The organism is Nocardioides sp. L-11A (assembly GCA_029961745.1).
Taxonomy (GTDB): Bacteria; Actinomycetota; Actinomycetes; order Propionibacteriales; family Nocardioidaceae; genus Nocardioides.
In genome coordinates this window covers 838,180-862,847 of the sequence record CP124680.1, presented here as the reverse complement: position 1 = coordinate 862,847, position 24,668 = coordinate 838,180, and the positions used below count along the sequence as shown (strand labels likewise).

Sequence of the window (24,668 nt, the reverse complement as noted above, 5' to 3'; positions counted from 1 at the left end):
CGGGGGAACGGCGGGCCGTCGATCTCGCCGGCTACTTCATCAGGTAGCAGGGCTCGCTGAACTCATAGCCCTCCGCGGTCGCGCCCGTGAACGGGTCGACGGCCACGGAGACCTTCGACGACGCGGACTGGTCCACCTTGTTGAGCTGGGTGACCCGGACGGCGTCCTCGTTGGGGTCGCCCGCCCAGTTGGCCGTGCCCTCGGGCAGGGTGCCCTCGCTGTCGATGCCGGTGAGGCTGTTGGCGACATCGACCATGCCCTCGCGGTCGAGCTTGTCGTCCTCGATCGCCTGCTCCAGGATCGCCTTCATCACGTAGCCGCTGCTGAAGCCGATCGAGAACCAGTCGTTGGGTGCGGTGTCGCCGGCCGCCGCCCGCATCTTCTCCATCCCCGGAGTGTCGGCGTCCCACGTGGGGAACGACGACGCCTGCAGGTACATCGCCTCGATCGCCGGCCCGGCGGGGGAGGCGAGGATGGCCGCGTTCCAGCTGGGGATCGAGCCGATGAAGCGGCCCTGGTAGCCCTGCTGCGCGGTGCCGCCGACGACGGCGGCGACCTCCTTCGGGCTGGTGGCGATGACGACGTAGTCCGGCTTCGCCTTAAGCACGGCCGCCACCGCGGCGGACTGGTCGTCGCCACCGTCGACGGTTCCGGTGGTGATGTCGGTGAACTCCAGACCCCGCTCCTCCGCGGCGATCCGCGCGCCGACCATCGCGTCGTCGCCGTAGTCGCCCGGGAAGTGGACGACTGCGACGGACTTGCCGCCCTCGTCCGCGGCATAGTCGACGATATTCATCGCCTCCGTGCAGTAGCTCGAGCCGACCTCGATCGAGATGTCGTCGAAGATCCAGTTCGACCCCAGCGACGCCGGGCCGAGCAGGATCGACTCGTTGGTCGCGTCCTCGAGGATCGCGTTGGTGTGCGCGGTCCCGAGGGACTGGGTCACCGCGAGGATGTCGTCCTTGATCTCGTTGAAGAGCTCGGCGTGCTTCTCGGGGTCGTAGCCGCTGTCCTTGACGTACTCGGACACGTTGACCTCGTAGTCGCCTACTCCGCCGTCCGCGTTGACCTGGTCCCAGAACGCCTTCTGCCCGGCGGTGAACGGCTCTCCGACGCCCTTGAAGACGCCGGTGAGGTCGGTGATCGTCCCCAGGTAGATGCAGCCCTTGCTGTCGTCGACGGCGTCCGGGCACGCCTCGTCCGTGACGCCCGGCGCGGCGCCGCCACCGCCGTCGCCGTCACCGCCGTCGTCACGACCGCAACCCGTGACGGCCACGGACAGGGTCAGGGCGCTGGCGAGGACGCCCAGCCTTCTCGACCTACGATTCACGGTTCCTCCTGGGTTTCCTGGTGGGGTCCCCGGCTCAGTACGAGAAGGGGAAGCTCTTCCAATAGGTGCGGATCCGATGCCAGATGCCGAAGAGTCCCCGCGGCTCGAACAGCAGGAAGGCGACGATCAGCACGCCGTACATCACCTGCTCGAACTCGAAGACGTTCGGGTGCTCGCTGGCCGAGCTGGACAGGAAGGGAACGAAGGCCGGCAGCTCGCCCGCGATGCGCGGCAGCAGCGCGATGAGCAGCGCGCCCATGATCGTCCCGGACACGGTCGCGACGCCGCCGATCAGCACGATCGCGATGAACTGGACCGACATCAGCAGGCTGAAGGACTCCGGGGTGAAGTGCCCGCTGGCGGAGTACATCAGCGCACCCGCGATGCCGGCGTAGAACGACGACAGGGTGAAGGCGATGATCTTGTAGTGGGTGAGGTTCACGCCCATCACGCCCGCGGCCACGTCACGGTCGCGGATCGCCGCGAAGGCCCGGCCGATCCGCGAGCGCGCGACATTGCGGGCGGCGACGGCGGCGATCACCAGGATCGCCAGGAACAGCCAGAACAGCTTCTGCTCCTCGGTCCACCCGCCCTTGAACCCGTTGTCGACGGTGAACTCGATGCCGAACAGCTCGGGCTTCGCGGCCTCGCGGCCGACCTGGGGACCACCGCTCAGATCGTTCCACTCGAAGAAGAGGTACTGGCCGATGAAGACCAGCCCGAGCGTGACGATCGCCAGATAGAGCCCCCGCAGCCGGGTCGCCAGCGGAGCGACGAGGGCGCCGCAGAGCGCGGCGACCAGACCGGCGCCGAGCAGCCACAGGGGCATGAAGTCGATGCCGAGGCCGAGATAGCGCCCGTCCGGGTCCCCGGCCATCACCGCGGCGGTGTAGGCACCGACCCCGACGAAGAAGGCGTGGCCGAGCGAGACCTGTCCGGCGTACCCGGTGACGAGGTTCAACCCGAGCGCGCCGATCGCGAGGACCAGTCCGCCCCCGAGGATGACGAGGAGGTCGTCGGCCACCATCAGCGGCAGCAGGGCCGCGACGACCAGGATCGCAGCGACCCCGACCGCCTTGGCACGGGTGTTGAGCAGCGCCATGTCCTGCTGGTAGTCGGTGTAGAGCTCCGGCCGTCCCCACGGAGTCCCGATGCTCATACCCGTTCGACCTCCTTGGTGCCGAACAGGCCGTAGGGCCGGACGAGCAGCACCACCAGCATCACCAGATAGGGCGTGATCGAGCCGATGTTGGTGTCGAGACCGGGGAACCACTGGCGGTGGTACGACGCCACGACCTGTTGCGCCACGCCGATCAACAGCCCGCCGAGCACCGCACCGCCGAGCGAGTCGAGCCCGCCGAGGATGATCACCGGGAGCGCGGCGAGGGCGATGTGCCACAGGTTCTGGTCCATCGTCCGCCCGCTCGCGGCGAACACGCCCGCCACCGCCGCCAGCCCGCCCGCGAGCGCCCAGGAGACGGCGAACACCGCGCCCACGCTGACGCCCTGGGCCATCGCCGCCTCCTGGTCCAGCGCCGAGGCGCGCATCGCCAGGCCGATCGGCGTCCAGCGGAAGAAGGCGAACAGTGCGAGCACCAGCACGGTCGTGACGAGGAAGGCCGCGATGTGGCGGTGAGCGATGTAGACGCCGCCGACCTCCCAGGCATCGATGCCCCACGGATCGCCGACCTGGCGGGGGTCGCGGCCGATGAAGGCGCCCGCCACGACCCGCACGACGATGTCGATCCCGATGGTGATGATGGCGATCACGAAGACGGCCTTGCCGACCATCGGCCGGATCGCTACCCGCTCCACCACGAGCGCGACCCCGGCGATCGCGATCGCGCCGACGACGACGGCGGGCACGAAGCCGATCGACGGCGAGAGATAGGACACCAGGACCGCTCCGGCCAGCATGAAGGCGGGCTGGGCGAAGCTGATCACCCGCATCGACTTGTAGATGATCACGAAGCCCAGCGCCAGCAGGGCGTAGATGGAGCCGAGGCCGACGCCGCCCGCGACCGCGCCGAGGAACTGGGTCATGCCGCCCCCTCCCGCCCCGCGCCGTACATCTCCTCGACGAGGTCGTGGAACATCGCGTCGATCGCCGAGCGCTTGACCTTCTGCGTCGCGGTGAGCTCGCCGTCCTCGTGGTCCAGCTCCTTGGGCAGCATCCGGAAGTGCTTGATCTGCTCGACCGGGTTGTGGCGGCTGTTGACGTCGTCGACGATGCCCTGCACCAGGGCCCGGACCTCCGCCTTCCCCGAGAGGTCGCGGTAGGTCGTGAACGCCAGTCGCTGCTGCTGGGCCCAGGCGCCGACGGTGTCGAGCTCGATGCCGATCAGCGCGGTGAGGTACTTGCGGCCGTCGCCGACGACGACCGCCTCCTTGACGAAGGGCGATGCCTTGAGGGCGTTCTCGATCTCGGACGGCGCGACGTTCTTGCCGCCCGCCGTGATGATGATGTCCTTCATCCGGTCGGTGATCCGCAGGTGGGTGCCGTCGACCCACTCCCCCACGTCGCCGGTGTGCAGCCAGCCGTCGGCGCTGATGGTGCGCTCGGTGGCCTCGGGGTCCTGCCAGTAGCCGGCGAACACCGCGGCGTGCCGGGTGAGGATCTCGCCGGTGGCTTCGTCGAGGCGCACCTCGGTGCCGCCGTGGATCTCGCCGACCGTCCCGAGCCGCACCCGTCCCGGCCGGTTCGCCGTCGCTATCGCGGTGTTCTCGGTCATGCCGTAGAGCTCGTGCATCGGCACCCCGATCCCCATGAAGAACTGCAGCACCTCCGGGGCGATCGGGGCCGCGCCGCTGCTCGCGTGCCGCACGCGCCGCAGGCCGAGCCGGTCGCGCAGTGCGCGGTAGAACAGCACCCAGCCGACGGCGTACACCAGCCGGGTGCCGACCGTGTGCCGCCCGCCGGTGGCGGCCAGCCGCGCGCCGAGCCGGTCGGCGCGGCGCAGCCAGAAGGCGGCGTACCGGCGCTTGGCCCAGGTCGCGGAGTCGAGCTTGATCCGGGTGGTCGCGAGCAGCTTCTCCCAGATCCGCGGCACCGCGAAGAACAGCGAGGGCTGCACCTCGCGCAGGTTCTGGGGCACGGTCTCGATCGACTCGGCGAAGTTGACCTGGGTGCCCGCCCCGGCGTTGTACCAGGTCGTCAGCACCCGCTCCGCGACGTGGCACAGCGGGAGGTACGACAGGGTCAGGTCACGCGGGCCCGGCGGCGGGTCGGCGAACGGGCTGCGCTCGAGCACCGTCTCGAGGGCGAACTCCGCATTGCCGACGGTGAGCATCGCGCCCTTCGGCGGCCCGGTCGTGCCCGACGTGTAGACGAGGGTCATCACGTCGTCCGCCTCGGCCGCGTCGACGAGCGCCTCGACCGCGCCGGGGTGGGCGGCCCGGTGCTCCCGGCCGAGCTCGAGCAGCCGGGCCCAGGTCATCAGCCGCGGGTCGTCGTACGGCGAGAGGCCGCGCGGCTCGACGTACACGATCCGGCGCAGTCGCGGCACGTCCTCGACCCCGAGCGCCTTGTCGACCTGCTCCTGGTCCTCGGCGAGGTGGAGGCAGGCGCCGCTGTGGGAGAGCAGGTACGCCGTCTCCGCGGTCGGGTTGGTCGGGTAGAGGCCCACCGTGATCGCGCGGACGGCGACGGTCGCGATGTCGAGGAAGAGCCACTCCGGGCGGTTCTCGCTCTGCACCGACACCCGGTCGCCCGGACGCACGTCGAGTGCGAGCAGGGCGTGGCCGACGTCGAGGACGGTGTCCCAGTAGTCGGCCCAGGTGATCTCGTGCCAGATGCCGAGACGCTTCTCGCGCATCGCCACGCCCTTCGGCGTCGCCCGCGCGCGGTCGCGGATCCGGGTCACGACGGTGCGGGTGCTCATACCGACGCACCCCCGAGGTAGGCCCGGATCACGTCGGGGTCGCGCTGCACCTCGGCCGGCGTGCCCGTCGCGACCGGGGTCCCGAAGTCGACGACCAGGACCCGGTCGGCGATGTCCATGACCAGGCCCATGTCGTGCTCGACCATGATCATCGGGATCCGCAGCTCGTCGCGGATGTCGAGGATGTAGCGCGCCATGTCCTCGGTCTCCTCCAGGTTCATGCCCGCCACGGGCTCGTCGAGCAGCAGCAGTCGCGGCTCCATCGCCAGCGCCCGGCCGAGCTCGACCCGCTTCTGCACGCCGTACGGCAGCAGCCCGACCGGGAGCTTGCGCCACTGCTCGAGGTCGAGGAAGTCGACGATCTCCTCGACCCGGCGGCGGTGCCGCAGCTCCTCGTTGCGGGCCCGCCCGATCCAGGCCAGGGCGGCGAAGGTGCCGTAGCCGATGTGCTGGTGGCGCCCGAGCATCAGGTTGTCGAGGACGGTGAGGTTCGCGAACAGCTCGATGTTCTGGAAGGTGCGGGCCATGCCGAGCCGGGCGATGGCCGGCGGTCGCTTGCCCAGCAGCGAGGTGCCGTGCAGCCGGACCCGGCCCTGCTGCGGCCGGTAGACCCCGGAGAGCACGTTGAAGATGCTCGTCTTCCCCGCGCCGTTGGGACCGATCACCGCGAACAGCTCGTCCTCGCCGACCGTGAAGCCGACGCCGTTGACCGCCTTGACCGCGCCGAAGGACAGGTGGACGTCCTCGAACTCCAGGACGGCGCTGCCCGGGCCGCTCACGAGGCCCACCGCTTGCGCCGTCGGTAGTGCTTGACATTGCGGAACGACGACGCCACCTCGCCCTCGGCACCGAGCCCGAGGTAGAACTCCCTGACGTCGGCGTCCTCGCGCAGCTCGGCGGCGGGCCGGTCCATCACGACCCGGCCGTTCTCCAGGACGTAGCCGTGGTGCGCGATCTCCAGGGCCATCGTGGCGTTCTGCTCCACGAGCAGGATCCCGGTGCCCTGGCCGTTGATCTCGACGACGATGTCGCGGATCTGCTCGACGACCTTGGGCGCCAGGCCGAGCGACGGCTCGTCCAGCAGCAGGTAGCGGGGGTCCGACATCAGCGCCCGTCCGATGGCGAGCATCTGCTGCTCGCCGCCCGACAGCAGGCCCGCCTGGCCGTCGCGGCGCTCGCGCAGCACCGGGAACAGCCCGTAGACCCGCTCCAGGTTGGCCTTCAGGTTGCGCCGGTCGGCGTACGCCCCGACGCGGAGGTTCTCCTCGGCGGTGAGCTCCTTGAAGACCCGGCGGCCCTCCAGGACGTGCTTGATCCCCCGCCGGGCGAGCGCCGACGGGCCGAGCTGGCCGACCGGGTCGCCGTCGAGCGTCACCGTGCCCTTGCGGATCTCGCCGTCGTGGACGTCGAGCAGCCCGGACAGCGAGCGCAGCAGCGTGGACTTGCCGCCGCCGTTGGCACCCAGGAGCGCGACGATCCGGCCGTCCGGGACCCCGAGGCTCACCCCACGCAGGGCGAGCACGACGTCGTCATACACCACCTCGAGGTTCTGGACAGCGAGCACCCGCGCTCCCTCCGACTGTGACCGACATCACAAGTTCGGAGGAATGTAACGGCAGCGCCGCCGCTTGGACAGTGGTTACCGGCCAGTAGGTCCGGAATGTTACCGACGGTCGCAGGCAGCGGGTCGGATCAGTCGCCCCCGAGGGCCCGCGCCGCGCGGCGCAGGTCGGCCGCCACGGCCCGGCGAGCGGCGCGGGTCAGCACCGGGCCGAGACCCAGCCCGCGTACGGCGAACGCGGCGGTGACCACGCTCCGCCCCGCAGCCGCGGGGTCCGCGGCGAAGACCAGGTCCAGCCGGGCCCGGAACGGGCCGCACCGGCCCTCCTCGCCCCAGCGGTGCGGGCGCTCGGACACGGTGGTGCGCATCCGCGGCCGGATGCCGGGCACCACGGTGACGTCGGTCCAGGCGGTGTCGTCCGGCCGGACGTCGGCGACCGCGCGCAGCGAGGACTGCCAGGCGGGCCGGTGCCGCGGGTCGGCGAGATAGTCGAACGCCCGGTCCGCGGGGACCGGGAAGGGGACGACGATCCGCGCCGACGGAGGATCGAAGGTCAGAGGATCGCGCCCGGGTGGTAGTCGGCGGCACCGGGGTGCGCGGCCACGACCGCCTCGACCTGACGGCACACCGCCTGGGTCTGGGCGACCGCCGCACCGGTGAAGGTGATCGGGTCCGCCACCAGCGACTGCAGCTGCTCCTCGGTGAGGCCGAGGCGCTCGTCGGCGGCGAGCTTGGCGAAGACGTCGTTCTCGGCCTGGCCCTGGCGCATCGCGAGCGCGGTGCCGACCGCCGCCTCCTTGATCGCCTCGTGCGCGCTCTCGCGGCCGACACCGTTGCGCACCGCCGCCATCAGCACCTTCGTGGTGGCGAGATAGGGCAGGTAGCGGTCGAGCTCGCGCTGGATCACGGCGGGGAAGGCGCCGAACTCGTCGAGGACGGTCAGGAACGTCTGGAAGAGCCCGTCGACGGCGAAGAAGGCGTCGGGCAGCGCGACCCGTCGTACGACGGAGCAGGAGACGTCGCCCTCGTTCCACTGGTCGCCGGCGAGCTCGCCGACCATGGAGAGGTAGCCGCGGGTGACGACGGCGAGGCCGTTGACCCGCTCGCAGGAGCGGGTGTTCATCTTGTGCGGCATCGCCGACGAGCCGACCTGGCCCTCCTTGAACCCCTCCGTGACGATCTCGTTGCCGGCCATCAGCCGGATGGTGGTGGCGAGGTTGGACGGCGCCGCGGTCAGCTGGACCAGCGCCGAGAGCACGTCGAAGTCGAGGGAGCGCGGGTAGACCTGCCCGACGCTGGTCAGCACCCGGTCGAAGCCGAGGTGCTGCCCTACTCGACGCTCGAGCTCGGCGAGCTTGACCATTCCATCCGCGTCGCCGCCGAGCAGGTCGAGCATGTCCTGCGCGGTGCCCATCGGGCCCTTGATCCCGCGCAGCGGGTAGCGGCCGAGGAGGTCCTCGATCCGCTCCACGGCGATCATCAGCTCGTCGGCGACGGTCGCGAACCGCTTGCCGAGGGTGGTCGCCTGCGCGGCGACGTTGTGGCTGCGACCGGCCATCACGGTGGCCTCGTGCTCGGCGGCCAGGCGGCCGAGCCGGGCGAGGGTGGCGACCGCGCGGTCACGCAGCAGCGCGAGGGACTGCTTGACCTGCATCTGCTCGACGTTCTCGGTGAGGTCGCGGCTGGTCATGCCCTTGTGGATGTGCTCGTGGCCCGCGAGCGCCGCGAACTCCTCGATCCGCGCCTTGACGTCGTGGCGGGTGACCCGCTCCCGGTCGGCGATGCTCGCTAGGTCGACGTCCTCGACGACCTTCTCGTAGGCCTCGACCACGCCGTCGGGGACGTCGATCCCGAGGTCCTTCTGCGCCTTGAGGACGGCGATCCACAGCTGCCGCTCGAGGACGATCTTGTGCTCGGGCGACCAGATCGCGGTCAGGTCGGCGGCGGCGTAGCGGGTGGCCAAGACATTGGGTACGACGTTCGACGCGGTCACGGACGTTGATTCTCCCATCCCCGGAGACCAGGTCCGAATCGCATGCATCCGGCGGAGCCGCGGGCTCAGCCGCCGAGGATCGCGGCCAGGTCGAGCGGGACGACGCCGAACTCGCCGACGGTCACCTCACCGGTCGTTGTCTCCTCGTCGAGGTGCAGCAGGACGCTCCACTCGCCATCGGTGCTGGCCAGCACGTCGATGCTGTGCAGCCTGCGGTCGACGATCCAGTACTGCCCGACACCGCCGGCGACGTACTCCAGCGACTTGCGGAACAGGTCCTCGTTGCGGGTGCTCGGCGAGAGCACCTCCACCACCAGGATCGGCGGCTCGGTGACGTGGTGGCCCTCGGGCCGTCGCTCGGTGACGAGCAGGTCCGGGATCCGGACACGGTTGCGGGGCAGCCGCACCGCCACCTCGGCATAGACCTTGACGCCGGTCAAGGAGTGCCGCAGCAGGATCAGCAGGTTGGCCGCGGCGTCCTGGTGGTCGGGCGACCCGCTCATGTGGAACACGGCCTCGCCGTCGACCCACTCGACCTTGACGTTGTCCGGGAGCGCGAGCCACTCCTCGTAGGACATGGGGACGCGCCGGAGCCCGTCGGTCTCCTCCGCGGCTGCCACTGACACATCCATCCCCGCCATTCTGGCCCGTCGTCGGGCCCGGGGAAAGACCAGCACGGATGAGCGGAGCCTGCTGCCGCCCTCCACAGACATCACCGCAAGGAGGCGCGCACCGGCTCAGACGAGGACCACCGTGTCGACGTCGTCGAGCAGGATCCGGGTGCCGAGCTCGCGGTTCCACTCGACCCGGACGCCGTGCCGCTCCAGGACCGGGAGGACATCGCCGACCATCAGGTCGACGGTGAGGCGCTCGTAGGTCGCCTCCTTGTCGGCGTCCGACAGCGCGAGCCACTCCTCCTCGGTCATGAACGCGTCCAGGAACGCGCCGTAGCCGACGTACGTCGACCGCGAGCTGAGCAGACTCTCGGTGTCCTGTTGGTGGTAGTAGACGTAGCCGCGCCAGGTGCGGGAGTCGTCCCGCTCGTCGGCGATCTCCGCCGAGGCGCAGGTACCGCAGCACGAGAAGTTCTCCCGGGCCACGATGCCGGCGTCGGCGAGGGCGGCGAACGCCGACGTCAAGGGGAGGACGTCGTCCGGACCCCAGGACGCCTGCTGGGCGCGGCGCGCCGCCAGCACCGCCTCGAACGCGCGGTCGGCCTGCTCGTCACCGATCCCCTCGGCCGCGATCTCCTCGCCCCAGACGTCGAGAAGATCAGGCTCGGCGCTGGTGAGCACCCCGTCCCAGAGGAAGGCGCGCAGTCGCGTCTCGGTGTCCGCGGGGAGACCGAGGTCGCCGGGGAGGCGGAACCCCTCGGGCTGCTGGTTGAGGGGGTGGGCCGGCGGGTCGGGCTCCGGCAGCCGCGCCGGCCCCGCGTCTCCGGCCGTCTCGGTCGTGTCGTCGCCCGGCCTGCGCTTGCGGAACCTGTCGAAGATCCCCATCGGCTCGCTCCTCTGCCGCCGTCGCCACCCGCGGGCGACGCGCACGGACAGGGTACGGAGGCGGGGAACTCGGCGGCGACGTCATCCACGGGCGGGTCAGCGCCGCGGACGCACCAGGACCAGCTCGCCGTCCTCGGTGCTGCCCCGGATGCCGGTGAATCCGGTCTTGGCGGCGACCCGGAGGCTGGCGGCGTTGTCGGGCGCGATCGAGGCGCGGACCCGGACGCCCGCGGCGTCGGCGCGGGTGAGCAGGGCCGACAGCGCCTCCGTGGCCAGGCCGTAGCCGCGGGCGGCGGCGACCAGGCCGTAGCCGACCTCGACCTCGGGCACGTCGTCGGCCGCTGGCTCGGGCGGTCCGAAGAAGCCGATCGAGCCGATCACGAGACGCTGCTTGCGCGACACGATCGACCGCGGACCCCACGGATCGCCGTCACGCCACAGGGTCGCCGCGCCGCGGTCGTCCTCGCGGGGGAAGTCGTCGTGCCAGCCCGACAGCCGCGCGCCGGCACGGATCGCGCTCACCGTCGGCTCGTCCCAGAGGACCAGCTCGAGGCGCGCGGTCCCCACCCCGGCGGGGCGGTCATCAGTCATCGAGCGGCACCGCCCGGCCGTCGTACGCCGCCAGCCGCTCGGCGACCGTGGCCAGGTCGCCGCGCCACACGTCCTTTGGCCCCGGCGGCAGGATGTCGTCCCAGTCGACGGCAAAGGAGCCGCGGATCGACGACAGCCCGGCGGTGCGCGCCATGAACCAGGTGTGCAGGTGCTCGGCGCCGTCGCCGATGCGCTGCACGTGACAGCGCGCGATGTTCGGCAGTCCCTCGACGACCCGGGCGATCCGGACCGCGAGCACACCGTGCTCGGCGGCCATCGCGTCGTCGAGGTCCGGGAGGTCGAGGTGGGCCGACGGTTCCAGGATCAGCACCAGCGGCAGTCCGCTGCGCTCGGACAGGTGCCGCAGGCGCCACCGGTCGTTGGTCCAGATCACCCCGCGCGGCCCGTCGGCGCAGGCCGTGCAGTCGACCCCGCCCTCACCCTCGCGTGGCTCCTCCGGGCCCGGTGCCGCGAGCGGCTTGGCCGCCAGCGCACCGTCGACGACCTCCCACGGGAAGACGTCCCAGGAGGCGACGGACGGCAGCGGCACCCGGCCGTGCTCGTCGGCCACGGCCATCACGCGGGCATGGACCTGTTCGGCGGACTCAGCCATGGCGCCACTCTGCCACTCGCGCGCGGACCACCGACCACCGCGATCCACAGGCGCTCAGCCGGCGAGCCGGCGCTGCCACCACGCGATGTCGATCCATCGGTCGAACTTGCGACCGACCTCGCGCAGCACGCCCTGCCGCTCGAACCCGCACGCCCGATGCAGGCCCTCGCTCGCGTCGTTGGGCAGCGCGATGCAGGCCAGGACGGTGCGCATCCCGGCCGCCTCCAGGCGCGGCAGGAGCTCGCCGTACAGCGCACGTCCGAGGCCCCGCCCGGTCGCGGCCGGGTCGAGATAGACCGTCACCTCGCGGGTGCGGTCGTAGGCGCCGCGGTCGCGGAAGGGACCGGAGTAGGCGAACCCGAGGACCGCGCCGTCGGCGGCGGCGACGAGGAAGTGGTCGCCCGGATGCGCCGAGGCGAGCTTGCGCTCCCACGTGGCCCGTGGCGGCGGCGTGGTGTCGAAGGTGCCGTGACCCTGCCGGACCTCGCGGGCGTAGATCGCGGCGACCGCATCGAGGTCGGCGTCCCTCGCCTCGCGTACGGCGGGGAGGTCAGTCATCGGTGAGCGAGGCACCCTCGACCACGCCGAGCGGCTCCGCCGCGATGTCGGAGCGCCGCTGCATCCCGGGGAAGGCGATGAGGTCGGCGGCGGCGTACGCGCGGGCCCGCGCGTCGGCGATGTCGTACCCGACGGCCCGGACGGCCAGGACCCGCCCGCCCGCGGTGACCAGGTGCCGGTGCCCGGGGTCGCCCTCCTCGGGCGCGGCGACGATCGCCGTCCCGGCATGGATGACGTCGACATCGCTGACGCCGCCGGCGCGGCCGACCCCGGTGATGACGTCGCCCTTCGACGACGACGCGGGGTAGCCGGCGGAGGCGAGCACGACGGTGACCGACGCACCGTCGCGGAACCGCGGCGCCGCGACGTCGCCGAGCCGGCCCTCGGCCGCCGCATGCAGCAGCTCGCCGAGCGGGGAGGCGAGCAGGGCGAGCACCGGCTGCACGTCGGGATCGCCGAACCGGCAGTTGAACTCGATCACCCGCGGGCCGGCCGCGGTGAGGGCCAGGCCGACGTACAGGCAGCCGACGAAGGGCGCACCCCGGCGGGCCATCTCGTCGAGCGTGGGCTGCACGACCGTGTCGATCACGGTGGTCGCGAGGTCGGTGGGCGCCCAGGGCAGCGGGGAGTAGGACCCCATGCCGCCCGTGTTGGGGCCGCGGCCGCCATCGTGGATCCGCTTGAAGTCCTGCGCCGGCTGCAGCGCGTACGCGGTCGTGCCGTCGCACAGGGCGAACAGCGAGACCTCGGGGCCGTCGAGGAACTCCTCGATCACGACCCGGCCGCAGCCCGCCGCATGAGCGATCGCCTCGGCCCGGTCGCGGGTCACCACGACGCCCTTGCCCGCGGCCAGGGCATCGTCCTTGACGACGTACGGCGCCCCGAACTCGTCGAGCGCGGCGGCGACCTCCTCGGGGGTGGTGCAGGTCCGCGAGCCCGCGGTCGGCACGCCCGCCGCCGCCATGACCTCCTTCGAGAACGCCTTGGAGCCCTCGAGCATCGCGGCGGCCCGCGACGGGCCGAAGACCGCGACCCCGGCCGCGCGGACTGCGTCGGCGACCCCCGCGACGAGCGGTGCCTCAGGGCCGACGACCACGAGGTCGACGCCGGTCCGGGTCGCGAGGGCGGCGACGGCCGCGCCGTCCATCGGGTCGACCTCGTGCAGCGTCGCGAAGGCGCCGATCCCCGGGTTGCCCGGGGCCACATGGACCTCGCTCACCCCCGGGTCGCGGGAGAGCGCGAGGGCGAGCGCGTGCTCGCGGCCGCCGGTGCCGATCACGAGGGTCTTCACGGACGCCCAGCCTAGGCGGTCGGCGTCGGTCGCCGACGGTCGCGTGCGTGGTCACCGGGACTCTGGGGCACACTGACCCAGGTCTGACCACGATTCTCGGGGGGAATCTCATGCGTGTGCCCAGCGTCGGCGAGCAGTTCGGCCGCTACCAGCTGGACCGGGTTCTCGGCCAAGGCGGCATGGGCGTCGTCTTCGCGGCGACCGACCCGCGGCTGCGGCGGACCGTGGCGCTCAAGGTCATCACCGGCGTACTCGCCCGGTCCCCCGAGTTCCGGGCCCGGTTCCAGGCCGAGGCGGCAGCCCTCGCCCGGCTCGACTCACCCCACGTGACTGCGATCCACGACCACGACGAGGTCGACGGGACGCCGTACATCGTCACCCAGTACGTCGACGGCCGGGATCTGTGGAGCTGGCTGCGCGAGCACGGCGCGATGCCCGCCCCGCAGGCGCTCGAGCTCTGCGCGCAGCTCGCTCGCGGCCTGGCCGACGCGCACCGCGCCGGCGTCGTCCACCGCGACGTGAAGCCCTCCAACGTGTTGATCCGGCACCCCGGCACCGCCGACCAGCACGCCTATCTCTGCGACTTCGGCATCGCCCGCACGGACGGCGCCGACGGGGCCGACGGGGCCGAGGGCCCGGCACCGACCGCCGCGGGCACGGTCGCCGGCACCTGGTCCTATCTCTCCCCGGAGCGGACCGAGGGCCTGCCCGCGACCCCGTCGAGCGACGTCTACGCGCTCGGCTGCGTGCTCTGGGCGTGCCTGACCGGGCGCGAGCCCTACCAGGGCACCGACGCGCAGATCGCGCTCGCGCACCAGCAGGCGCCGGTGCCGCGGCTGCCCGGCACCGCCGGGTTCACCGCGGAGCTCAACGCGGTGCTCGGCAGGGCGCTCGCGAAGGACCCGGCCGACCGCTACCCCGACGCCACCTCCTTCCGCGCCGACCTCGAGCGGCTGGCGGCGGCCGCGCCGGCCGGCGTCGTCGAGGGCCCTGCGTCCGCGCCGGGAGCGGGCACCGTCGTACGCGACGCGGCCCCGCCTCCGCCTCCTCCCCCATCCGGACGGTCCCGGTGGTCCCTCGTCGTGGCGGGCGTCGTGGTGCTCGCCCTCGCGGCCGGCGTGACCGGCTGGCTCGTCGTACGCGACGACGACTCCCCGCCGGCGTCCCCCGACGGGGAGGAGCCGACCGCGACCGTGGCCGGCGACCTCACCGGCGACCGGTACGGCGACGTGCTGGTCCACCAGACCCGGTTCGAGGCCCTCAACCCGCTCTCCGTCTGGACCGTGCCGTCGTCCGGCCTGCAGTTCGGGTCGCCGCAGCGGGCCGGTGCCGAGGCCGGCCTGCCGAGGTTCGGCGACGTCGACGGCGACGGGCGCACCGACGTGGTCTGGCTCGACGAGGACGACGACCGGCTGAGCGTCGTGGTCGTGCCCGGCGCGGGCGAGCGGTGGACCACCGAGCTCGACCTCGACCCGGTCTTCGACATCAAGCCGTACAGCGCGAGCGTCGGCGACCTCGATGGCGACGGGAGGGACGACCTGGTCCTGTACGGCGACCAGACCGACGAGCTCGACGGCCTGCACGTCGCCCTGGCCCAGGACCGCGGGTTCGCCGCGCCGCGGCAGTGGTACTCCTCCGAGCTGTCCGACAGCAGCACCGTCGCCGGCGACTTCGACGGCGACGGGCGCGACGAGCTCGTCTACTTCGGCACCGACGCCGAGCGCAATGACGTACTACGGCTGCTCCGCCCCGAGGACGGCACCCTGGTGGCCGTCGCCGAGAAGGTGCTGGGCGGCAAGGCGGTCAACCCGCTGCTGGCCCAGTGGCTGGTCGGCGACGTCGACGGCGACGGTGCGGACGAGCTGGTCGCCCCGAACGCGACCGGCCGGGCGATCTTCGTCTACGACATCGCCGACGACGCCTTCGCGCCGCGCACGCGGTGGTTCCGCACCCGGATCTCGGTCGACGACGCGCGCAGGAACCTCTACGACAGCGGCCTCACCGGCCAGGCGCTCAGCGACGTCGACGGGGACGGCGACGCCGACCTGGTGCAGTTGCGCTACGCCGCCAACGACGGGACCGAGGACGACGGGCTGAACCTGTTCGTGCAGCTCTCCGACGGCTCGTCCTTCGGCGACCCGCAGCAGTGGGGCTCGCTGGCCTGCGCGCCGGAGTGCGACGACGGGTTCGAGCTCGTCGGGTGAGGTCGGGTGGGCCGGCCACGGCCGGCCCACCCGACGCCCGGATCGGGGCGGCTCAGCGCAGCGGGTGCCGGACGACCGCCTGCTCGCGCTCGGGGCCCACGCCGACGACCGAGATCCGCGCTCCGGAGCGCGCCTCGACGAACTCGACGTACTCCTGGGCGGCCCTCGGCAGCTCCTCGAAGCTGCGGCAGCCGGAGATGTCCTCGGTCCAGCCGGGGAGGTTCTCGTAGATCGGCACGGCATGGTGGAAGTCGGTCTGGTTGACCGGCATCTCGTCGTGGCGCACCCCGTCGACGTCGTACGCGACGCAGACGGGGAGCTCGGCGAGGCCGGTGAGCGTGTCGAGCTTGGTGAGCACGAAGTCGGTGACGCCGTTGACCCGGGCGGCGTACCGGGTGATGACGGTGTCCATCCAGCCGCAGCGGCGCGGGCGGCCGGTGGTCGTGCCGTACTCCCAGCCCGCCTTGCGCAGGAACTCGCCGTTGTCGTCGTGCAGCTCGGTCGGGAAAGGGCCCTCGCCGACGCGCGTGGTGTACGCCTTCGCGATCGCGATGACCTGGTCGATGCGGGTCGGCGGGATGCCGGTGCCGGTGCAGGCGCCGGCCGAGATCGCGCTGCTGGAGGTCACGAACGGGTAGGTGCCGTGGTCGACGTCGAGCAGCGTGGCCTGGCCGGCCTCCATCAGCACCACGTCGTCGCGGTCGAGCGCCTGGCTGAGCAGCAGCCCCGTGTCGCAGACGTAGGGCGCCAGGCGGTCGGCGTGGCTGCGCAGCTCCTCCACGGTCTGCGCCACGGACGGCGCGCGGCGGTTGTAGACCTTGGTCAGGATCTGGCCCTTGAGCTCGAGGGCGCCCTCGACCTTCTGGGTGAGGATCTTCTCGTCGAACAGGTCCTGGACCCGGATGCCGATCCGGTTCATCTTGTCGGCGTAGGTCGGGCCGATGCCGCGGCCCGTCGTACCGATCTTGCGGGAGCCGAGGAAGCGCTCGGTGACCTTGTCGAGGGTGCGGTTGTAGTCGGCGATGACGTGGGCGTTGGCGCTCAGCTTCAGCTGGCTGGTGTCGATGCCGCGGGCCTCGAGGCCGTCGATCTCCTGGAACAGGACGTCGATGTCGACGACGACGCCGTTGCCGATGACCGGCGTGCAGCCGGGGGTGAGGATGCCGCTGGGCAGCAGGTGGAGGGCGTACTTCTCAACGTCACCTGATTCTCGGCGAATGACGACGGTGTGGCCGGCGTTGTTGCCGCCGTTGAACTTGACGACGTAGTCGACCTGGCTGCCGAGGTGGTCGGTGGCCTTGCCCTTGCCCTCGTCGCCCCACTGGGCTCCGACGATCACGATTGCAGGCATCTTGGTTGCTCCTTCGCACGGACGGAGTCCCTCCGTCCGCGAGGACGGCTGCTCAACGCACCACTGGTTCTCTTGCTGGTGTCGGACAAGCAGGAAGCCCCGGCAAGACCGGGGCTCTTGCGGCGTCACGTTACCAAAACGCGACCTTGGGGCTAGATTCGGCGCAACGAGAACACGTTCTAGTTCATCCGACCGAACCGAACCAAGGAGCCGTCATGGGCGCCAGCCGCGAGACCATCCTCGAGACCATCCAGACCTACGTCGACCTCGTCGCCACCGGGGCCTCCGCCGACGTCGTCGCGCTCTACGCCGACGGCGCCACCGTCGAGGACCCGGTCGGCTCGGAGGTGCGCACCACCCGCGAGCAGATCGCCGAGTTCTACGCCGCCCTCGACGGCTTGGAGCAGACCGGGCGGCTGCTCTGCGCCCGGGTCGCCGGCAACGAGGCGGCGTTCTCCTTCGAACTGGTCACCAAGGCCGGCGACCAGACCTTCACGCTCGCGCCGATCGACGTGATGACCTTCGACGACGAGGGCCGGATCACCAGCATGCGGGCGTTCTGGGCCGGCGAGGACATGGTCGTCAGCTGAACCACCGACCCGGCGCGTTCAAACGCGCCGGGTCGGCGTCTCTCAGACGTTCAGACGCGCCGGGTCGGCGTCTCTCAGACGTTCAGATGCGCCGGGTCGGCGAGGCGGGCGGCAATCTCCGCCACGACCGCCCGGGCGAGCGTCTCGGGGGTGTCGTCGTCCCGCTCCGGTACGACGCCGTGGACGTTGCCGTCCGCGAGCAGGTCGAGCGCGCCGACCTTCTGATGGGCCGCCATCTCGGCCGCGTGGGACGGGTCGCCGTGGACGATGACACTGGCCCCCTCCGGCGGCAGCGGCGAGAGCCAGCCACGGGACGTGGCGAGGACGGTGCGCGCCGGGAGCAGGGCGAGCGCGCCACCGCCGCAGCCCTGGCCGAGGATCACCGACACGGTCGGGACCGTCATGGTGACCAGGCCCGCGATGCAACGGGCGATCTCACCGGCCATCGCGCCCTCCTCGGCAGACGGGGAGAGCTCGGCGCCGGGGGTGTCGATCACGGTGACGAGCGGGAGCCGCAGCTCCTCGGCGAGCTCCATCGCGCGCCGGGCCTCGCGCAGCGCGCCGGGGCCCATCGGTGTCGCGGGCGTCTGGCGGGAGCGGTCCTGGCCGACCAGCACGCACGGGCGGCCGTCGAGGCGGGTGAGGGCGATGAGGACGGTGTCGTCGCGCTCCCCCTCGTCGGTCCCCTTGAGGCGCAGGGTGCTCGCGGCGCCGTACCGGATCAGGTCGCGGACCCCCACCCGACCGGCCGCGCGCGTGGCCTCGATGTCCTCCCAGACCGGGCGGTCGAGCATCGTCCCCGCCTCGACCGGGGTACGCCGCTCCAGGCCGGCCTCGCCGGCCGGGTCGACGAGCACCCCCAGGGCGTGGTCGACCAGCGCCGGCAGATGCTCCGCCGGCACGACCGCGTCGATCACGCCGTGGGCGGCGAGGTTCTCGGCGACCTGCACGCCGGGCGGGAAGGGCCGACCGTTGAGCGCCTCGTAGACCTTCGGCCCGAGGAAGCCGACGAGTGCGCCCGGCTCGGCGACGGTCACGTGACCCAGGGAGCCCCACGACGCGTAGACACCACCGGTGGTGGGGTGGCGCAGGTGCACGAGATAGGGCAGGCCCGCCGCGCGGTGCTCCATCAGCGCCCGCGAGATCTCGACCATCTTCACGAACGCGCGGGTGCCCTCCTGCATGCGGGTGCCACCGGATGAGGTGCTCGCGAGCACCGGCAGGCCCTCGGCGGTCGCGCGGCGCACGGCCGCGGCGATCCGGGTCGCGGCGGCGACGCCGATCGAGCCGGCCAGGAAGCGGAACTCGTTGACCACGAAGGCCACCGGCCGGCCCCGGACGGTGCCGCGGCCGGTGAGCACCGACTCGTCGGTGCCGGCCTTCTCCGCCGCCGCCCGCAGCTCCGCCTGATAGGCCTCGTCGTGACCGCCGATGTCGACCGGGACGTCCCACGACTCGTAGGAGCCCTCGTCGAGCACCAGGTCGATCAGCTCACGTGCGGTCCAGCGGCGGGGCGTGCTCTCGGCCGTGCTCATGGACCGGATCCAACCACGCTCCCGCGGACCGTACGTCGGCAACTTCTGCCGAAGACCGGCGCCCTGGGTGGCGATCAGCCACGCAGATAGGTCAGGACAGCGGAGACCCGGCGGTCGCTGTCCGGGTCGAGGTCGAGCTTCGCGAAGATGTTGCCGACGTGCTTGCGCACCGCCGCCTCGCTGACGACGAGCGCGGCGGCGATCGAGCCGTTGGTGCGCCCCTCGGCCATCAGCGAGAGCACCTCGCGCTCGCGCTCGGTCAGCGCGGAGAGGGGGCCGTCGTCGCGCCGCCGGGAGAGCAGCTGGCGGACCACGTCGGGATCGACGACGAGGCCGCCGGCGGCGACCCGGTCGACGCTGTCGAGGAACTCCCGCACGTGGCCGACCCGGTCCTTGAGCAGGTAGCCCATCCCGCCGGTGCCGCCGCCGCTGTCGGTCTGGAGCAGGCCGTCGAGATAGGCGTCGGCGACGTACTGCGACAGGACCAGGATGCCGATGCCCGGGTGGTCGGCGCGGATCGCGGCCGCGGCGCGCAGGCCCTCGTCGGAGTGACCGGGCGGCATCCGGACGTCGGTGACGACGAGGTCGGGCGGATCCCGCCGGACGAAGGCGAGCAGTGCCTCGGCGGTCTCCACCGCGGCGAGCACCTCGTGTCCCGCGCGCTCGACGATGCCCACCAGGCCCTCCCGGAGCAGCGCCAGGTCCTCCGCGATCACCACCCGCAGCCGGCGCCCGCCGGTCAGGGAGCCCGTCAGCGATCCGGTCACGGGGCCTCGGTCCGGCACGGGCACTCCATCCTCACCTCGGTCGGCCCGCCCTCGGGGCTGCGTACGCCCAGGGTGCCACCGAGGGCGTCGAGCCGGGTCACCAGACCCGCCAGCCCGGTGCCCGCGCCGATCCGGGCACCGCCGACGCCGTCGTCGGTCACCGTCACCACGAGGTCGTCGCCGGCCAGCCAGCCGGCCACGCCGACCGTGCGCGCGCCCGCGTGGCGGGCCACATTGGTCAGCGCCTCGCTCACGACGAAGTACGCCGCCGCCTCGACCGGCGCGGGCAGCCGCGGCAGGTCGAGGCCGACCGTCACCGGCACCGGCATCCGGTCCGCGACCTCGCGCACGGCCGCCGCGATCCCGTGGTCGACCAGCACCCGCGGATGGATGCCGCGCACCGCCTCGCGCAGGTCCGCCAGCGCCGCCTCCGTCTCGCGGTGCGCCTGGCGGACCAGGTCGAGTCCCGGCCCCTCCGGCACGTCCAGCTCGGCGCGGCCCAGGGTCATGCTCAGCGCCACCAGCCGCTGCTGGACGCCGTCGTGCAGGTGCCGCTCGATCCGCCGGCGCTCGGTCTCGAAGGCGTCGACCAGGTCGAGCCGGGAGCGGCGCAGCTGGCGGATCCGGCGCTCCAGCTCCTCCTCGCCCGGCTCGAGCAGCAGCCGGGCGAGGGCGGCCTGGGCCGCGGCCATCGCGGTGACGACGTACGCGCTCAGCGCGTAGCTGAGGGGCGCCCCGATCAGCAGCAGGGGCAGCGCCTCGCCGGCGGAGTCCGGGGCCCACGCGAAGACGACCACCTGGTCGACCGCCGCGATCAGGGGCGCCACCACGAAGACGCCGGTGAGGAACACCGCGTTGAACGCGACCACCGCGTCGACCAGCCAGAGCAGGGTGACCAGCAGCACCACGTAGCCGGCCTCGCGGCCCGACGGCGGCTCCCGCCGCCGCTGCCGGACCCACGCCCGTGGACCGCCGGCGACCGGCGGGCGCGGCTCCCCCAGCGGTACGGCGCGCGGCTGCACCAGCCGGATCCGGCGCCGCTCCAGGGCCAGCACCGCGACCGCGACCAGCGGGATCGCGCCGATGAGGACGAAGCCGATCACCACGACGGCCGTGATAGCACCGGCCAGGAGCAGGGCGAGGAGGACGACCAGGAGGGCGAAGCCGACGACGGCCGTGCTCGCCAGGTAGGCCAGCGCGCGCCACGGCCAGGACGACAGCAGGAACCGCACCGGGTTGCCGCGCAGTGCACTCCAGGCGGACTCCGGTCGGGGCATGCGCCCAGCGTAGGGATCCGCGAGTACGCCGGCAGGGGCCCGGGCGCCCGCGCGAGGGTGGCGTCCGCGCTACCCCCGCTCTCGCGTCCGGGCCAGCGCGCGGCCGGCCGGCGCGCGGTTGGCTCGTCGTCATGAGCACCGCGACCCTCGCCCCGCCCGCGATCGTCCTCGACGGCGTCACCCGCAGCTACGGCTCCCGCGCCGGCCGGGTGGACGCGCTGCGCGGCGTCACCCACGCCTTCGCGCCCGGCAGCTTCACCGCGATCATGGGCCCGTCCGGCTCCGGCAAGTCCACGCTCCTGCAGTGCGCCGCCGGGCTGGACCGCCCCACGTCGGGGCGGGTCCTCGTCGCCGGCCACGATCTGGGCCGGCTCGACGAGGCCGCCCTGACCCGGCTGCGCCGCAGCGCGATGGGCTTCGTCTTCCAGGCCTACAACCTGCTGCCTGCACTCACGTCGTACGACAACGTGGCGCTGCCCGCCCGGCTCGCGGGCCGCCGTCCCGCCCGCGCCGAGGTGGCCGGCGCGCTGGCGCGGGTCGGGCTGGAGGCGCACCAGCGGCGGCGTCCCGCGGAGCTCTCGGGCGGCCAGCAGCAGCGGGTCGCGATCGCCCGGGCCCTGGTGACCCGCCCGCAGGTCGTGTACGCCGACGAGCCGACCGGGGCCCTCGACCGCACCACCGGCCGCCAGGTGCTCGAGCTGCTCCGCTCGACCGTCGACGCCGAGGGGTTGACCGTGGTGATGGTGACCCACGACCCGCTCGCCGCGTCGTACGCCGACAGCGTGCTCTTCCTCGAGGATGGACTCGTCGTCGGCCACCTCGCCCGGGGCACCGCGGCCCAGATCGCCGCGGCGATGAGCGAGCTGGAGCGGTGATGCCCGCCTCGCTCCACCTCGGGCTCAGCTCGGTGCGCCAGCACCGGGCGCTCTACGCCGGCTCGTTCGTCGCGGTCGCGCTCGGGGTCGCGCTGATCGCCGGTGTGGTCGTACTGACCGTCTCGATCGGCGACCAGGGCCCCGAGGTCCAGGACACGCTCTCGTTGCTCGGGGTGATGGCCGGCTTCGCCGGGTTCATGGCGATCTTCGTCGTGGCGAGCACCTTCGGCTTCGCCGTCACCGCGCGGCGGCGCGAGCTCGGCCTGCTGCGCCTGATCGGCGCCACCCCGCGCCAGGTACGGCGCCAGGTGCGCGTCGAGGCCCTCGTGGTCGCTGTCCTGGCAGCGGCCACCGGCGCGGCCCTGGGCCGCCTGGTCGCACTGGCGCTCGCCGTCCTGCTCGCCGCCCAGGGCGTCACGCCCGGCCGGGTCCCCCTCACCTGGGATCTGCTCCCCCTGCTGATCTCGGCCGGCTGTGGTGTCGTCGTCGCGCTGCTCGGCGCCTGGACCGCGGCCCGGCGCGCGGCGAAGGTGCCGCCCGCGCAGGCGCTGCTCGAGGCGACCGACACCGGCCGCCGGATCGGCGTGGTCCGCGGGGTCGTCGGCACGCTGTGCCTGGCCGGGGCCGGGCTGATGCTGGTCGGGATCCGGGCGGGCGACCCGGTGCTGGCGCTGATGCTCTCGATCTTCGTGCCGGAGCTGGTCGTCGTCGGCCTGGTCTGCTGGGGCCCCGTCCTGCTCCCCCTGCTCGTGCGGGCGCTGACCGTCCCCGTCCGCGAGCACCCCGTGCTCGGGCTGGCCCGCGCGAACGTGGGCGACCAGGCCCGCCGGACCACCTCGCTCGCCGCGCCGGTGCTGGCCATCTCCGCGATCGCGGGCTCGCTGATCCTCAGCCTGAGCTTCGCCGCGGACTGGGACCAGGGCATCACCCGCCAGCAGCTCGTCGCCCCGGTCGTCGTGACCGGCACGACGAAGGCGCCCACGGCACCGGCCGGCGCCGTCGTCGACGGCCGCAACACCGTCGCCGTGGCGACCGGCGGCGAGCTGGCGAGTGACTGGACGGCCGAGGGGATCGACCCCGCGACCGCCGTCGCCACCCGCGGCATCCGGACCCACGCGGGCGACCTGTCCCGGCTGACCGGCCGCACGATGGCGATCAGCCGGTCCGCGGTGTTCGACGCGGGGTTCGGGCTCGGCTCGCAGGTACGGGTGCGCTTCCCCGACGGTGCCCGGATGCGACTGCGGGTGGTCGCCGTCGTCGAGGACGCCGCCACGCTGCACGACGACCTGCTGCTCCCCCGGAGGCTGGCCCGGGCCCACGGCGCGAAGCCGACCGGCACCTGGTTCGTGCTGCCGGCGCCCGGCGCCGACGCAGCCCGACTGCGCACCGCGCTGGCCGGCTCCGGGGCCGGCGGCGGGGACGTGCTCAGTGCCGAGCAGTGGATCACCCGCATCGACCGGGCCCAGCGCGACCAGAACCAGGTCGGCCTCATCGCGATCCTCGGCCCGACCGGGCTCTACGCGGGCATCGCGATCGCCAACACCCTGCTCATGGGCAGCCTGCAGCGACGCCGGGAGTTCTCGGTCACCCGACTGGTCGGCGCCACGGCCGCCCAGGTGCGCCGGATGGTGCTCGCCGAGTCCGCCATGGTCGCCACCGCGGCCCTGCTGCTCGGTACGGCGGTCACCGTGACCGTCGCCGTGCTGCTGCGCGCCCCGATGACGGCCGGCCTCGACGACGTACCGCTGACGGTGCCGTGGGCGAGCCTGCTCGCCATCGCCGGCGCCTGCGCGGCGGTCACCGTCGTCGCGGCGGTGCTGCCCGTGCTGGGCCTAAAGTGGCTGCGTGGCCACCCCTCCGCTGCTGCTGATCACCAACAGTGACGCCGGGACGGCGGACCAGGAGGCGGTCGACGCCGCGCTCGCGGTGCTCCGTGAGAGCGCCGAGGTCGAGGTCCGCGGCACCTCGTCCCCCGAGGAGCTCGACGACGTGCTGGCCTCGGCCGGCCGACGCACCATCGTGGTGGCCGGGGGCGACGGCAGCATCCACGCCGTCGTCCAGGCGCTGCACACGCGGGGCGAGCTGGCCGGTCGGACGCTCGGGCTGATCCCCCTCGGCACCGGCAACGACTTCGCCCGCACCCTCGACCTCCCGCTGGAACCGGTGGCGGCCGCCCGGGTGATCGCCGGGGGCGCGACCCGCGCCACGGACCTGGTCGTCGACGACCGGGAGCAGGTCACCGTCAACAGCGTCCATCTCGGCGCGGGCGCCGAGGCCGGGAAGCGCGGCGCCCGGTGGAAGGCCCGGCTGGGCCGGATCGGCTACCCGATCGGCGCCCTGCAGACGGCCCTGAACCCGCCCAGCCTCCGGGTCCGGGTCGAGGTCGACGACGCGGTCGTGGTCGACGTGGACCGGCCGGTGCTGATGGTCGCGGTCGGCAACGGCGCCTCCGTGGGCGGCGGCACGGAGCTCACCCCGGACGCCGAGCCCCACGACGGCCAGGTGGACGTGCTGATCGCCACCCCGACCGGCCCGCTGGCACGGCTCGGCTATCTCGTCCGGCTGCCGTTCGCCCGGCACGAGGCGCACGGCGACGTGCGGATCCTGCGGGGCCGCACGGTCCGGGTGAGCGGCACGCCCTTCGACTGCAACAGCGACGGGGAGATCGACGGCCCGGTGCGCTCGCGGACGTGGCGGGTGCTGCCGGCGGCGTACGCGATGCTGGTTCCCGCGCCGTAGCGCCATAGGCTTG

23 protein-coding genes are annotated in these 24,668 nt (G+C 73.0%); 5 read left to right on the top strand and 18 right to left on the bottom strand.

The genetic code is table 11. The features are described 5' to 3' along the window. Window positions 1–31 precede the first annotated feature (31 nt). The 14 genes from QJ852_03960 to purD form a co-directional block, all read right to left on the bottom strand. Window positions 32–1,330 (bottom strand): ABC transporter substrate-binding protein, encoded by a 1,299-nt coding sequence (locus QJ852_03960; protein WGX97597.1) that lies wholly within the window; start codon window positions 1,328–1,330, stop codon window positions 32–34. Window positions 1,331–1,364: 34 nt separating this feature from the next. Next, on the bottom strand, window positions 1,365–2,489 hold the full coding sequence (locus QJ852_03955) for a branched-chain amino acid ABC transporter permease (protein WGX97596.1): 1,125 nt from the start codon (window positions 2,487–2,489) through the stop codon (window positions 1,365–1,367). After that, the gene (locus QJ852_03950; GenBank protein ID WGX97595.1) at window positions 2,486–3,373 is read right to left on the bottom strand and encodes a branched-chain amino acid ABC transporter permease; all 888 of its coding nucleotides are present in this window, start codon (window positions 3,371–3,373) and stop codon (window positions 2,486–2,488) included. The genes QJ852_03955 and QJ852_03950 overlap by 4 nt, the downstream gene beginning before the upstream one ends. Next, window positions 3,370–5,211, bottom strand: coding sequence for an AMP-binding protein (locus tag QJ852_03945; GenBank protein ID WGX97594.1), 1,842 nt, complete (start codon window positions 5,209–5,211; stop codon window positions 3,370–3,372). Before QJ852_03945 ends, QJ852_03950 begins: the two co-directional genes overlap by 4 nt. Beyond that, window positions 5,208–5,990, bottom strand: a complete 783-nt coding sequence (locus tag QJ852_03940) for an ABC transporter ATP-binding protein (protein WGX97593.1) — start codon at window positions 5,988–5,990, stop codon at window positions 5,208–5,210. The genes QJ852_03945 and QJ852_03940 overlap by 4 nt, the downstream gene beginning before the upstream one ends. Further along, complete coding sequence (locus QJ852_03935) at window positions 5,987–6,775, bottom strand: ABC transporter ATP-binding protein (protein WGX97592.1); 789 nt, start codon at window positions 6,773–6,775, stop codon at window positions 5,987–5,989. The genes QJ852_03940 and QJ852_03935 overlap by 4 nt, the downstream gene beginning before the upstream one ends. Window positions 6,776–6,903: 128 nt before the next feature. Further along, window positions 6,904–7,398 (bottom strand): SRPBCC family protein, encoded by a 495-nt coding sequence (locus tag QJ852_03930; GenBank protein WGX97591.1) that lies wholly within the window; start codon window positions 7,396–7,398, stop codon window positions 6,904–6,906. Continuing rightward, window positions 7,326–8,765: an adenylosuccinate lyase gene (purB, locus tag QJ852_03925; protein WGX97590.1), complete on the bottom strand. Its 1,440-nt coding sequence runs from the start codon at window positions 8,763–8,765 to the stop codon at window positions 7,326–7,328. The genes QJ852_03930 and purB overlap by 73 nt, the downstream gene beginning before the upstream one ends. 65 nt (window positions 8,766–8,830) lie before the next feature. Then, complete coding sequence (locus tag QJ852_03920) at window positions 8,831–9,397, bottom strand: Uma2 family endonuclease (protein ID WGX97589.1); 567 nt, start codon at window positions 9,395–9,397, stop codon at window positions 8,831–8,833. A gap of 105 nt (window positions 9,398–9,502) precedes the next feature. Further along, entirely contained in the window at window positions 9,503–10,264 is a 762-nt protein-coding gene (locus QJ852_03915) for a hypothetical protein (protein WGX97588.1), read from the bottom strand. A gap of 96 nt (window positions 10,265–10,360) precedes the next feature. Further along, entirely contained in the window at window positions 10,361–10,855 is a 495-nt protein-coding gene (locus QJ852_03910; GenBank protein ID WGX97587.1) for a GNAT family N-acetyltransferase, read from the bottom strand. Next, window positions 10,848–11,468 (bottom strand): hypothetical protein, encoded by a 621-nt coding sequence (locus QJ852_03905; GenBank protein WGX97586.1) that lies wholly within the window; start codon window positions 11,466–11,468, stop codon window positions 10,848–10,850. Before QJ852_03905 ends, QJ852_03910 begins: the two co-directional genes overlap by 8 nt. 54 nt (window positions 11,469–11,522) lie before the next feature. After that, window positions 11,523–12,026, bottom strand: coding sequence for an N-acetyltransferase family protein (locus tag QJ852_03900; protein ID WGX97585.1), 504 nt, complete (start codon window positions 12,024–12,026; stop codon window positions 11,523–11,525). Further along, complete coding sequence (gene purD, locus QJ852_03895) at window positions 12,019–13,317, bottom strand: phosphoribosylamine--glycine ligase (protein WGX97584.1); 1,299 nt, start codon at window positions 13,315–13,317, stop codon at window positions 12,019–12,021. The genes QJ852_03900 and purD overlap by 8 nt, the downstream gene beginning before the upstream one ends. Window positions 13,318–13,427: 110 nt before the next feature. Here purD and QJ852_03890 point away from each other — a divergent pair, with 110 nt between their 5' ends. After that, on the top strand, window positions 13,428–15,521 hold the full coding sequence (locus QJ852_03890; GenBank protein ID WGX97583.1) for a protein kinase: 2,094 nt from the start codon (window positions 13,428–13,430) through the stop codon (window positions 15,519–15,521). Between the two features lie 52 nt (window positions 15,522–15,573). On the opposite strand, the gene QJ852_03885 is transcribed toward QJ852_03890, so the two are convergent. Further along, on the bottom strand, window positions 15,574–16,872 hold the full coding sequence (locus QJ852_03885) for an adenylosuccinate synthase (GenBank protein WGX97582.1): 1,299 nt from the start codon (window positions 16,870–16,872) through the stop codon (window positions 15,574–15,576). Between the two features lie 215 nt (window positions 16,873–17,087). Between QJ852_03885 and QJ852_03880 the strand changes: the two genes are divergently transcribed. Next, the gene (locus QJ852_03880) at window positions 17,088–17,462 is read left to right on the top strand and encodes a nuclear transport factor 2 family protein (protein WGX97581.1); all 375 of its coding nucleotides are present in this window, start codon (window positions 17,088–17,090) and stop codon (window positions 17,460–17,462) included. A gap of 74 nt (window positions 17,463–17,536) precedes the next feature. On the opposite strand, the gene QJ852_03875 is transcribed toward QJ852_03880, so the two are convergent. The 3 genes from QJ852_03875 to QJ852_03865 all read right to left on the bottom strand — a co-directional run bounded on the left by QJ852_03875 (window position 17,537) and on the right by QJ852_03865 (window position 21,041). Beyond that, entirely contained in the window at window positions 17,537–18,997 is a 1,461-nt protein-coding gene (locus QJ852_03875) for a carboxyl transferase domain-containing protein (protein ID WGX97580.1), read from the bottom strand. Window positions 18,998–19,071: 74 nt separating this feature from the next. Further along, entirely contained in the window at window positions 19,072–19,722 is a 651-nt protein-coding gene (locus QJ852_03870; GenBank protein ID WGX99526.1) for a response regulator transcription factor, read from the bottom strand. A 38-nt stretch (window positions 19,723–19,760) separates the two neighbouring features. Next, window positions 19,761–21,041: a sensor domain-containing protein gene (locus QJ852_03865; GenBank protein ID WGX97579.1), complete on the bottom strand. Its 1,281-nt coding sequence runs from the start codon at window positions 21,039–21,041 to the stop codon at window positions 19,761–19,763. A gap of 131 nt (window positions 21,042–21,172) precedes the next feature. Here QJ852_03865 and QJ852_03860 point away from each other — a divergent pair, with 131 nt between their 5' ends. From QJ852_03860 to QJ852_03850, 3 genes are read left to right on the top strand one after another with little or no spacing between them, the layout of a single operon-like run. Beyond that, window positions 21,173–21,916 carry an ABC transporter ATP-binding protein gene (locus tag QJ852_03860; GenBank protein WGX97578.1) on the top strand — a complete coding sequence of 248 codons (744 nt, stop codon included), beginning with the start codon at window positions 21,173–21,175 and terminating at the stop codon, window positions 21,914–21,916. Then, window positions 21,916–23,799 carry an FtsX-like permease family protein gene (locus QJ852_03855; GenBank protein WGX97577.1) on the top strand — a complete coding sequence of 628 codons (1,884 nt, stop codon included), beginning with the start codon at window positions 21,916–21,918 and terminating at the stop codon, window positions 23,797–23,799. The genes QJ852_03860 and QJ852_03855 overlap by 1 nt, the downstream gene beginning before the upstream one ends. Next, window positions 23,762–24,655, top strand: a complete 894-nt coding sequence (locus tag QJ852_03850; GenBank protein WGX97576.1) for a diacylglycerol kinase family protein — start codon at window positions 23,762–23,764, stop codon at window positions 24,653–24,655. Before QJ852_03855 ends, QJ852_03850 begins: the two co-directional genes overlap by 38 nt. Window positions 24,656–24,668 lie beyond the last annotated feature (13 nt).